The following is an 11,654-nucleotide window of genomic DNA, read 5'->3' on the forward strand; positions in this document are numbered from 1 at the left end:
GGAGGCGGGCTATGGGGTAAGCGGCCGTCCGCTGAGGGTCTGGGCAGGCATGCCGATATCGACGACGAACCCGTTGGGTTGAAGCCGGTCGAAGCTGATCTCGCATTCATCCCCGAAGGCAGACTGCAGGCGTTGCTCGACATTCAGCAGGCCGATGCCCTGGGGCTCCTCATTCTGGTTGTCGGCCGGCAGCAAAGCCCCGGGACCGTTGTCGCGCACCTGGAGGTGCAGGCGCCCGTCGACCAGTTTCGCATCGAGGTGGATCGTGGTCGGCTCGACCGTACGGCTGACGGCGAACTTGATGCTGTTCTCGAACAGCGGCTGCAGCAGGAGGCTTGGCACAGCGGCCTCGCGCACCCGGTCCTCCACGTCCAGCGAGATATTGAGCCGGTCGCCGAAGCGCACTTTCTCAATGCCGAGATAGAGGTCCAGCGTTTCCAGCTCCTCTTCAAGCGTGTGCTGGATCTCGTCCGAATGATCGAGCGTGACGCGCAGATAGTTCCCGATCTTCGCCAGCATGTCGGTCGCGCCGGGTGCATCGCCCTTGCGCACGAGCCAGGAGACAGAGTTGAGCGCATTGAACAGGAAGTGCGGATTGAGCTGGTACTTCAGCATGCGCAGCTGCGTGTCGCGGATGAGCTTCTCGGCTTCCAGGCGCCGCAGTGTCTCGCGCTGGGCGATCTCGCTGGCCCGCAGGGCTTCGTTCTGCGCCTCCACGGCACGCTGGTGCTCCATGATCCAGTGGCGGTAATATTTCAGCGCATAATAGCAGAACGTCCAGGCGCCGAAGACGACGATGGAGGCGAACATCCAGCCGCCCCAGTCGGAAAGCGGGATCGGCTCGCCCGTCAGCCAGGTGAAGGAATAGAGCCGAAGCAGCGTCCAGACGAGCGATGCGGTCAGCACGGCGATGGAGTTGATGATGACCCGCCGGACCATCGGCATGTTCCAGGTCCCGGATGCAACCCAGCGCAGCGGATGGCTGACAAAGATACCGAGCACCGATTGCAACACCGTGTGGATCACCGGGGCCAGCTGGCCGGGATTGTACCAGAGCGTCAGGCTGAGATAGCTGAGCAGGCCCATGGCGCTCCAGCCGGCCACCTGGAAAAGCCAGTATTGGCGGGCATTCGACTCCATGCCGATACCCAGAGTCCGGAACATGCTGTTGGGGGATTCGATGGCGGTCATGACCCTAATGACATTGAAAATGGTGTTCCGATCAAGCCGATGCGCTAAATTCCATGCTCAAACCTGCCGGCCCGAGGACCGCAAGACCATGCTCAGAACGATCATCTGCGATGACGAGGCGCCCGCGCTGGAACTGATGAAAGCGATGCTGCTCGATACCGGAAGCATCGCTGTCGAGGGCGCCTTCGCCTCGGCGCGCGAAGCGGTCGAGCGGATCAATGCCGGCGGTATCGACCTGGCCGTCTTCGATATCGAGATGCCCGAGCTGAGCGGCGTGGAAGCGGCCGCCGGGATCCTCGCTGACCCGAAGCCGCTGCTTGTCTTCGCAACAGCCCATCCGGAGTACGCCGTCGAGGCCTTCGGTATCGATGCGATCGACTACATCCTGAAACCGCTCGATCCGAACCGCGTTTCGAAGGCAGTCGAGAAGGCCGAGCGGCTCCATCGCCTGATCGCGGAGAGTGAGCTGGATACCGTGCCGGAGGAGGAGGGCACCCGCGCTGACCAGCTCTCCATGCTGCGGATCAGGGATGCCGGCCGGTTCTATTTCATTCCGCAGGAAGACGTCATCTGGATCGAGGCGGCAGGCGACTATTCCCTGCTTCACACCGAAGAGAAGGAGGCGGCGGTCCGCCGGCCGATCAAGCTGCTGGAGAATGAGCTGCCTGCGGACGTCTTTGTCCGCGTGCACCGCTCGGCGATCATCTCGGTGCCGCATATCCGCGAAATCAGGATGATGCAGAAGGGTGAGGCACAGATTCTCCTGGACAATGACATCACCGTTCGCGCCAGCCGCAGCTACAGGGACGTGGTCCAGAAACTGGTCGACGGAATCTGAGAACGCGCCCGTCTCGCCGTGTCCTGATCCCATTCGCCGCAGGAAGCGGGCGACACGGCGCGCAGGCAGTTGCCGACCGGAGCCGGTTTCGTTGAATACCCTCCAAAAGGGTGTCTGAAACCCGCAATAACCGGGAGGTATCGTCGTGAAACCCATCGCTGGCTGGCTGGGCATGGCCGCAATGTCCGTCGTGATTTCATCCTGCGCCGCGCAGGCCAAGGACAAGGTATCGGCAGACCAGCACATCGAGGCGCTGATCGCCGAGATGACGCTGGAAGAAAAGGTCGGGCAGCTGACCCAGTATTCCGATGTCGGCGATACGACCGGCCCGCTCCCCGACGACGAGACCCAGCGCCAGAAGATGGACATGGTCCGCTCCGGGACGGTCGGCTCGATGCTGAACGTCATCGGCCTCGACGATATCCGTACGATCCAGGAATACGCAGTCGAGGAATCGCGCCTCGGCATTCCCGTCATATTCGGCTTCGACGTCGTCCATGGCTACCGCACCAGCTTCCCGCTGCCGCTCGCCGAAGCCGCGAGCTGGGATCTTGCCATGATGGAGGAGACCGCCCGCATCGCCGCGAGAGAAGCCGCGGCCGACGGCCTGCACTGGACCTTCGCGCCCATGGCTGACATCTCGCGCGATGCGCGCTGGGGCCGGGTCATGGAAGGCGCGGGGGAAGACCCCTATCTCGGCTCTGAAATCGCAGTCGCCCGCGTGCGCGGCTTCCAGGGCGAGGACCTGTCTGCGCCCGATACCATCGTCTCAACGGTCAAGCATTTCGCCGCTTACGGCTTCGCCGAGGCCGGGCGGGACTACAACACGGTGGATATCGGCACGGTGACCCTGTTCAACATCGTGCTGCCGCCCTTCAAGGCCGCCATCGAGCGCGCCGATGCCCGCACGGTTATGAACGCCTTCAATGTCCTGAACGGCATTCCCGCCACTGGCGACGCCTATCTCCAGCGCGACATCCTGAAAGACGAATGGGGCTTTGACGGCTTTATCATTTCCGACTGGGGCTCGGGCATCGAGATGATCGATCACGGCTTTGCCGCGGACGGGGAAGAGGCCGCGAAACTGGCCATTCTCGCCGGTTCCGACATGGACATGGAAAGCAATGTCTACGCCCAGCACCTTGCCGGCCTGGTCGAGCGCGGCGAGGTGCCTGAAAGCCTGGTCGATGATGCCGTGCGCCGCGTACTGCGTGTGAAGGCCGAGCTTGGCCTGTTCGAAGACCCTTACCGCTATATCGACGAAGCGCGCGCCGAGCAGGTCCTGCTGGCGCCGGAACACCTCGATGCGGCGCGCCGCATGGCTGAGCGGTCTGTTGTCCTCCTGAAGAACGAGCCGAGCCTGCTGCCGCTCAAGCAAGGCGAGCGCATCGCCCTGATCGGTTCGCTGGCCGGCGACAAGGACACCCCGCTCGGCAACTGGCGCGGCATGGCCGAGGCGCATTCCGCCGTCTCAGTGGTCGAGGGCTTCGAGGCTGCCGGGCTCGACTTTGTCTATGAAAAAGGCGCGGATCTGGAGATCGGCGACGCCGGTTTCGCCAACCCGGTCGTCGTGAATACCGATGACCGCTCCGGTTTCGATGCGGCGGTCGAGGCCGCACGCGGGGCCGACAAGGTCGTGATCGTCCTTGGCGAAGATGCCCGCCAGTCCGGCGAGGGGCGCAGCCGCACGCGGCTCGATTTCCCGGGCGTCCAGCAGGAGCTGCTTGAAGCGGTTCACGCGGCCAATGAGAACGTCATCCTCGTCGTGATGAGCGGACGCCCGCTTGTGCTCAACTGGGCCGACGAGAATGTCCCCTCGATCGTGCAGGCCTGGCACCTTGGCAGCGAGAGCGGACACGCGCTGACCAATGTGCTGACCGGCGCCTACAATCCGAGCGGCAAGCTGCCGATGAGCTTCCCGCGTTCGGTCGGCCAGCTGCCGCTTTACTACAATCATCTCAGCACCGGCCGCCCGGACGAAATCCCGGAAGTCTTCTGGTCGCACTACATCGACGAGGAGAACAGCCCGCTCTATCCGTTCGGCCATGGCCTCAGCTACACCGATTTCGACTATTCAGGCTTCAGCGCCGAGGCCAACGGTAATGAGGTCGCCGTCAGCCTGACTGTGGCGAACACCGGCGAAGTGGCAGGCGAGGACGTCGTGCAGCTCTACATCCATGACCGCGCCGCCAGTGTCGCCCGGCCCGTGCGGGAGCTGAAGGGCTTCCAGAAAATCGCTCTTGCGCCGGGCGAGGCGCGCGAGGTCGCCTTCACGCTCGGTCCCGATGAGCTTGGCTTCTATAATGGCCAGGGCGAGTTCCTGGTCGAGGCCGGCCTGATTGACCTGTACGTTGGCGGATCATCCGCAGCGAGCCTCACCCAACAGATCGACTATCAACCCCGGCCCGCCTCCGAATAGGCAAATCCTCCTGGCAGGTGGTTGAGTGACTGCGGCGGCGAAAGCCTGCCGCAGTCTTTTTTATCAGGCAGGCGGGCGGGTTTGCGCCCGGTTTCTCCGCCCTGGCTTCCCATTTGTCGCACGGCGCAGACGCTTCACCGCACCGGCGTTGTATGGCCTGCCCGCCGCCTTAACGGTGCAATCAAGGGAGTAACCAGACCCCAAAAGGGGCGGAGTCGTATGCGCAATTATTCAGTAGCCGGACTTTGCAGTTCCGCAGCCATCGCACTGGCTGCGTGCGCGGCCGCGCCGTCCACGCCGGAAGCCGAAGCTGGCCCGGCGGGCGCTGCAGGCACGCCGCACTGGGAGACGGTCTGGTTTGATGATTTCGATGGCGACTCCCTCGACCGCGAGCGTTGGGCGCCTGAGGAGTCGTGCTGGGGCGGCGGCAATAATGAACGCCAGTGCTATACCGACCGCCCGGCCAATATCCAGGTCGAGGACGGCATCCTGCGCCTGATCGCCCGGAAAGAGACCTATACCGGTCCGCTGCGCGCCGACCAGCATGGCAGCGAGGAGCGCGAGCAGCCCTACACCTCCGGGAAAATCCGCACGCGCGGCCTGGCCGACTGGACCTATGGCCGTTTCTCGGCGCGCATGAAACTGCCGGAAGGGCAGGGCACATGGCCCGCCTTCTGGATGATGCCCTCGGCGAGCATCTATGGCCGCTGGCCGCTTTCGGGTGAGATCGACATCATGGAGGCAGTCAATCTCGGCACGCCTTGCGAGGACTGTCCGACCGGCATCGAAAACCGCACATCCGGCGCCGCCCATTTCGGGGACGTGCCGCCCGACAACACCTATCTTTTCCTGAAAATACCAGGCGAAACGCCTGAAAGCCCGGCCGATGAGTGGCGTGTCTACACACTCGAATGGGGCGCGGGCGAAATGCAATGGCTTGTCGATGGCGAGGTGTTCATGCGCCTCGACGCCGATGACTGGTACACCGGCTCCGCCAATGCGGACGGCCGGCCCTACGCACCATTCGACCAGCCTTTCTATCTCATGCTCAACCTCGCTGCGGGCGGGAACCTGCCTGAAAAATCCAATGAAGCAGGCTTCGATCCGGACTCGTTTCCGGCCGAACTGCTCGTGGACTGGGTGAAGGTCGAGCAGTGCGCAGGTGATCTCGAAACGGGGCTGTCCTGTTTCGACCGGCAGGCGTGGGCTGGCACGCCAAAGGGGCCCTGGGAGGTGCAGGCCCGGTGAAAACAATCAGCAACGAATCCACGAAGTCTACTGGGAGGAAGAAAGTGAGACATTCAGGACTGTTTACATGGCGCCAGGTATCCTTGGCGCTCCTCGGCAGCGCATCGGCGCTGGCACTGGCCCACTCGGCGCATGCCCAGGAGGCCGACGAGGAGGGCGAAGACCTTCGTCAGGACGTCGTCGTCGTCGAAGGCATTCGCGGAAGCCTCGTCGAGGCGACCGACATCAAGCGCAACGCCCAGGGCGTTGTCGACGCGATCACCAATGAGGACATGGGCAAGTTCCCCGATACGAACCTCGCGGAGTCGCTTCAGCGGATCACGGGTGTGTCGATCAACCGCCAGAACGGCGAAGGCAGCGAAGTGACTGTCCGTGGCTTCGGCCCGGGCTTCAACCTCGTCCTGCTGAACGGCCGGCAGATGCCGACAGCCTTCCTTGAAGGCGGCGCGCCTTCGTCGCGCAGTTTTGACTTCGGCAATCTTGCCTCCGAAGGCATTGCGGCGGTCGAGGTCTACAAGACCGGCCTCGCCTCGATCCCGACCGGCGGTATCGGCTCGACGCTGAACATCAAGACGGCCCGCCCGCTCGATGCGCCGGGCCTGCGCTATTCGGTTGGCGCGAAGGGCGTTTACGACAACTCGGTCACCAATCTCGGCGACACCGAACTGACGCCGGAAATCTCCGGCATCTTCTCGAACACCTTTGGTGACGACAAGTTCGGCGTTGCGCTGGTCGGCAGTTATCAGGAGCGCGATTCCGGTTTCGCCCAGGTCGGCACGACAAGCGGCTGGCGCGGGGCGTTTCTTGGCGCGGAAAACAATTGGGGTACGCTCCCGCAGCCGCCGAACGATACGCAGGTCACGAACCGTCCGGGTCCGAATGATATCTATTCGACCCCGCAGAACGTCAACTACAGCCTGACCAATGTGAACCGTGAACGGATCAATGGGCAGGCGACGTTCCAGTACAGCCCGAATTCGAACTTCACCGCGACGCTCGACTATTTCTACACCCAGAACAAGGTCGCGACCGAGCGGTCCGACATGTCGGTCTGGTTCAACCATGGCGACGTGACGAGCGGCTGGACGGACGGGCCGATCGCTAGCCCGCTCTTCTACAATGAGGACTTTGGCGATCTGGGCACCGACCTTTCCATGGGCGGGGCGAAGTACGCCACGAAGGCTGAGAACCAGTCCATCGGCCTCAATCTCGACTGGCAGGCCACCGACCGCCTGAGCTTTACCTTCGACGCCCACTCCTCGAGCGCCGAGAATGGCCAGGACAGCCCATACGGCACCAGCTCCGTCATCTCGACGGCGGATTTCGAGCTGCGCACGCAGGCGGTCGACTTCACCAAGGATATCCCTGTGCTGGAGATCGGATTCCAGGATCCGTTCACCGGGATCGACCCATCTCGGATGATCTCCACCGGCTCGGTCTTCTCCAATAGCTACATCAAGACCGAAATCGACCAGTTCCAGGTGAATGGCCGTTATGAGCTCGACCGGTTCATCGACAGCGTCGACTTCGGCGTCTCGGCGACCAACAACAAGGTCCGTTCGGCCTTTGCCAATGCCCAGCGCGATACCTGGGGCGGTGTCGGCACGGCAGACGATCTGCCGGACGACATCTTCAAGCGGGTCAACATCGCTGAGAACTTCGACCAGTTCAGCGGTGCCGGGCAGACCCAGAAGGAGTTCTTCGTCTTCGATTTCGACCGCATGGTCGACATCATCGACAGCGCTGGCGATCCGTTCAACGAGGCGTGCGGCGGCGACGGCGTCTGCCGTTCCGACGACTTCCTGATCGACCGCCGCATCGAGGAAGAAAGCTATGCCGGCTTCTTCGAGGTCAGCAAGGATTTCGACATCGGCCTGATGCCGGCCAACATCACGGCGGGCCTTCGCTACGAGAAGACCGACATCACCTCGCCATCGCAGGTCACGACTCCGACCGGTACCCAATGGGTTGCCGCCAACGAGTTCGGCCTGATCGGGCTGGACAATCCGGACAATGTCGTCGTTCAGGAATTCACCGGCGAGTATGACTACTGGCTGCCGGCGATCGACTTCCGGCTTGAGCCGCGCGACGATGTCGTCCTGCGGGCCTCCTATAGCAAGACGCTCACGCGGCCTGGCTATGCCGACATTGCCGGTGGCCTGTCGGTGGCGCAGATCTTCCGCGTCGATGGCGGTAACGGCACCAATGGCAACACCAATCTGAGGCCGTTCCTCTCGGAGAACTTCGACCTCTCCGCCGAGTGGTACTACAACGATCTCGGCTCCTATGTGTCGGCCGGCTACTTCCGCAAGGATGTCGAGAACTTCATCGGTTCGGGTGTCGTCACCCAGACACCGTTCGAGGTCTACACGCCCTTCGGCGGCGAGCGGTACAACGCGGCGGTCGCCGCGGTCGGTGACGATATCGGAGCGATCCGCCAGTGGATCTTCGAAAATGCGGACCCCTCGACCTTCGAGATCACAGGAACCGATTCCAGTGGTAACTTCACCGGTAACATCTTCGGTGTTCCGGGTGAGGATCCACTGCTGACCTTCGACATTGCGACCCCGGTCAACCAGGAAGACGCCACCATCGATGGCTGGGAATTTGCCTGGCAGCACTTCTTCGGTGACAGCGGCTTCGGCTTCATCGCGAACTATACGATCGTTGATGGCGATGTTGCGTTCGACAACAACCAGGTGCCCTCGAGCGGCGATCCGCAATTTGCGGTCACCGGCCTGTCGGACAGCTACAACCTGATCGGTTTCTACGACAAGGACGGTCTCCAGGCGCGGATCGCGTATAACTGGCGCGACAAGTTCCTGACCTCGACCGTCGGTGTCAGCGGCACGCCCAACAATCCGCTCTATGTCGAGGATTACGGCCAGATCGACTTCAATGTCAGTTATGAAGTCTATGACGGCGTGACCCTCTTCGTGGAAGGGATCAACGTGACCGACGAGACCAGCCGGACGGTTGGCCGCACCCCCGCCTATGTGAACTTCGCGACCCAGACGGGCTCGAGGTACAATATCGGCGCGCGGTACACCTTCTGATCCGTCTCTGTGCACCCGCCGGCCTCCGGGCTGGCGGGTGTCTTCCCTTCCATGACATCAGGGTCAGCCGGGCAGGTGTTGCTGGCTGATCCAATGCTGTAAGAAGGGCTGAAGGGAGTAAGCGATGATCTGCACAACAGATCGCACCGGCATATTCGACCAGGCCCAGCGTGTCCGCGAGGTGCGCTGCCACCGCAAAGATGCAGCCATTGACGAGATCACGGCCTCGCAGGTCCCGGTGATCCTGCGCGGCTTCGTCGATGACTGGCCCGTGGTCGATGCGGCCCGGACATCCGATACGGCGCTTCAGGCCTATATGAACCGCTTCGACAAGGGCGCCGTCGTGCCGATCTCCGCCGGCCCGGCAGAGCTCGATGGCCGCCTGTTCTACAATGACAGCTTCACCGGCATGAATGTCGATCGCGGCAATGCGACCTTCACCATGTTCCTCGACCGGGTGTTCAAGTACGGCCCGGCCGACCCGCCGCCGCTCATCTATCTCGCCTCGACCGATGTCGATGAGGTGATGCCCGGCTTTCGCAATGAGAACGATGTCGACTTCGGCGATCTTGCGCCGCTGCGCAGCGTCTGGATCGGTACGCGCACGCGCGTTGCCGCCCATAATGACCTGCCGCTCAACATTGCCTGCGTGGCCGCCGGCAAGCGGCGCTTCACCCTGTTTCCGCCGGACCAGACGCCCAATCTCTATGTCGGCCCGTTCGAGCTGACGCCGGCCGGACGGCCCGTCAGCCTGGTCGATTTCGCCGAGCCCGACCTTGAGCGTTTCCCGAAGTTCGAACAGGCGGTGAAAACCGCCCAGATCGCAGACCTGGACCCCGGCGACGCGATCTTCATCCCGTCCATGTGGTGGCACCATGTCGAGGCGAGCGGCAGCGTGAACATCCTCGTCAATTACTGGTGGCGCACCAGCCCGGCGCATCTCGGCACGCCGCAGGATGTGCTGAACCACGCGATGATGACCCTCCGCGACCTGCCGCCGGACGAGAAGCGGATCTGGAAACATATGTTCGAGCACTATGTCTTCGATACGGACGGGTCCGAAAGCGAGCATATCCCGACCCACGCCCGCGGTATCATGGGCCCCGTGACAAGCAGTGTCGCGGCCCGCGTGCGGGCTTTCCTGAGAGAACGGCTGAACCGGTGAGCGTGATGAAAGACGGACAGGCAAAACAGAAGGTCATTATCGCTGGCGGCGGGACCGCCGGCTGGATGACGGCAGCGGCGCTGGGCAAGGTGCTAGAGAAGGTTTGCGATGTCACGCTGGTCGAATCCGACGCCATCGGAACGGTCGGCGTGGGTGAGGCGACCATCCCGACGCTGGTGACCTATAACCGGCTGATCGGGCTGGATGAGGCCAAATGGATGAGCGCGGTGAAGGGCACCTTCAAGCTCGGCATCGCCTTCGAGAACTGGACCGACCTCAATCACCGCTACATCCACTCCTTCGGGATTACGGGCAAGGATCACTGGACGGCTGGCTTCCAGCATTTCTGGCACCGCGGCCGCGAACTGGGCGTCGCCAGGGAGTTCGGCGACTATTGCCTTGAACTGATCGCCGCCGAGAAGGACCGGTTTGCCCACCTGCCGGACCTTGGCCTCAACTATGCCTACCATATCGACGCAACGGCCTATGCCGGCTTCCTGCGCGAGATCGCCGAACGCCACGGTGTGAAACGCCGCGAAGGCCGGATTGCCGAGGTCCGCCGGGCCGCCAATGGCGACATTACCAGCCTTGTCCTTGACGATGGCGCGGCGCTGGACGGCGACCTGTTCGTCGATTGCACAGGCTTCCGGGCGCTGCTGATCGAGGGCGCGCTGGGGGTCGGCTATGATGACTGGACGCACTGGCTGCCGTGCGACCGGGCGATTGCCGTGCAGACGGAATCCGTGCGCGCGCCGCGGCCCTATACCCGCTCCATCGCACATGAGGCGGGCTGGCGCTGGCAGATTCCGCTGCAGCACCGCACCGGCAATGGCACGGTCTACTGCAGCAAGTATCTGAGCGATGACGAGGCACAGGCGAAGCTGCTGAACGACATTGAAGGGCGCCCGCTTACAGAGCCGCGCGTGCTGCGCTTCCGGACCGGCATGCGCCGTCAGCACTGGCACCGCAACTGTATCGCCATCGGCCTCTCGAGCGGCTTCATCGAGCCGCTTGAATCGACCAGCATCCACCTTATCCAGCGCTCCGTCATGCGGCTGATGCGGATGTTCCCGCAACATGGCGTGCACCAGCCCGATGTCGATGAATTCAACGCGCAGACGGCCTATGAGACCGACCATATCCGCGACTTCATCATTCTGCACTACCACCTGACCAACCGCACCGACACGCCGTTCTGGCGCCATGTCCGGTCGATGGAGATCCCTGAAAGCCTCGCGCACCGCATGCGCCTTTTCCGCGAGACGGGGCGGGTCTTCCGCGCCAATGACGAGCTGTTTGCCGAGAACTCCTGGACGCAGGTGATGCTGGGCCAGGGACTGATGCCTGAGACCCATCATCCGGTGGCAGACGTGATGAGCGAAGCCGAGATCACCAGATTCCTCGATTACATCATCGAGAATGTGAACCGCACCGCGAACGGCCTGCCGGCGCATGAGGACTATCTGAAATCCTACTGTCCCGCTGCTATCGCCGAACCGGCCTGACCCGGAAGGGGGCACGACGCCTTTCCCCTCTCCCACGGGGAGAGGGGCAGGGGTGAGGGGATCGCCACGCTTGCCGCAGATGCCTGCGAAAGCAGGTATCTACGGGGACGGCGGATTTCCCCGGGAAGCTCAGAAAAGTTTCCCACCCCTCTGAAACCCATGCTCCAATTCCAGGCATGCTGACCCGCGCCTGGATTCTTGAAACGCTGGCCCTGCTGCCGCTCTATTACTG

The 11,654-nt window shown here is 62.8% G+C and carries 7 protein-coding genes; 6 read left to right on the forward strand and 1 reads right to left on the reverse strand.

The annotated features are described in order from the left end of the window. Positions 1–9 precede the first annotated feature (9 nt). Positions 10–1,191 (reverse strand): sensor histidine kinase, encoded by a 1,182-nt coding sequence (locus D1227_RS08580; RefSeq protein WP_119377266.1) that lies wholly within the window; start codon positions 1,189–1,191, stop codon positions 10–12. 88 nt (positions 1,192–1,279) lie between these two features. Between D1227_RS08580 and D1227_RS08585 the strand changes: the two genes are divergently transcribed. From D1227_RS08585 to D1227_RS08610, 6 genes are all read left to right on the forward strand, one after another. Next, positions 1,280–2,029 carry a LytR/AlgR family response regulator transcription factor gene (locus D1227_RS08585; RefSeq protein ID WP_158586609.1) on the forward strand — a complete coding sequence of 250 codons (750 nt, stop codon included), beginning with the start codon at positions 1,280–1,282 and terminating at the stop codon, positions 2,027–2,029. 145 nt (positions 2,030–2,174) lie between these two features. After that, positions 2,175–4,448, forward strand: coding sequence for a beta-glucosidase BglX (bglX, locus tag D1227_RS08590; protein WP_233349628.1), 2,274 nt, complete (start codon positions 2,175–2,177; stop codon positions 4,446–4,448). A 219-nt stretch (positions 4,449–4,667) separates the two neighbouring features. After that, positions 4,668–5,696 (forward strand): glycoside hydrolase family 16 protein, encoded by a 1,029-nt coding sequence (locus D1227_RS08595; protein ID WP_119404532.1) that lies wholly within the window; start codon positions 4,668–4,670, stop codon positions 5,694–5,696. 44 nt (positions 5,697–5,740) lie between these two features. Then, positions 5,741–8,752, forward strand: coding sequence for a TonB-dependent receptor (locus tag D1227_RS08600; protein ID WP_119404533.1), 3,012 nt, complete (start codon positions 5,741–5,743; stop codon positions 8,750–8,752). 124 nt (positions 8,753–8,876) lie between these two features. After that, positions 8,877–9,917 (forward strand): cupin-like domain-containing protein, encoded by a 1,041-nt coding sequence (locus D1227_RS08605; RefSeq protein ID WP_119404534.1) that lies wholly within the window; start codon positions 8,877–8,879, stop codon positions 9,915–9,917. A gap of 5 nt (positions 9,918–9,922) precedes the next feature. Continuing rightward, on the forward strand, positions 9,923–11,422 hold the full coding sequence (locus D1227_RS08610; protein WP_119404535.1) for a tryptophan halogenase family protein: 1,500 nt from the start codon (positions 9,923–9,925) through the stop codon (positions 11,420–11,422). Positions 11,423–11,654: the final 232 nt, after the last annotated feature.

This window comes from Henriciella mobilis (assembly GCF_003576315.1).
GTDB lineage: Bacteria > Pseudomonadota > Alphaproteobacteria > Caulobacterales > Hyphomonadaceae > Henriciella > Henriciella mobilis.

Bases quoted from the DNA above. Each gene is read 5' to 3' on its own strand.
- D1227_RS08585 (WP_158586609.1), top strand. From the start codon at position 1,280: ATGCTCAGAACGATCATCTGCGATGACGAGGCGCCCGCGCTGGAACTG.
- D1227_RS08595 (WP_119404532.1), top strand. From the start codon at position 4,668: ATGCGCAATTATTCAGTAGCCGGACTTTGCAGTTCCGCAGCCATCGCA.
- D1227_RS08605 (WP_119404534.1), top strand. From the start codon at position 8,877: ATGATCTGCACAACAGATCGCACCGGCATATTCGACCAGGCCCAGCGT.
- D1227_RS08610 (WP_119404535.1), top strand. From the start codon at position 9,923: ATGAAAGACGGACAGGCAAAACAGAAGGTCATTATCGCTGGCGGCGGG.
- D1227_RS08580 (WP_119377266.1), bottom strand. From the start codon at position 1,191: ATGACCGCCATCGAATCCCCCAACAGCATGTTCCGGACTCTGGGTATC.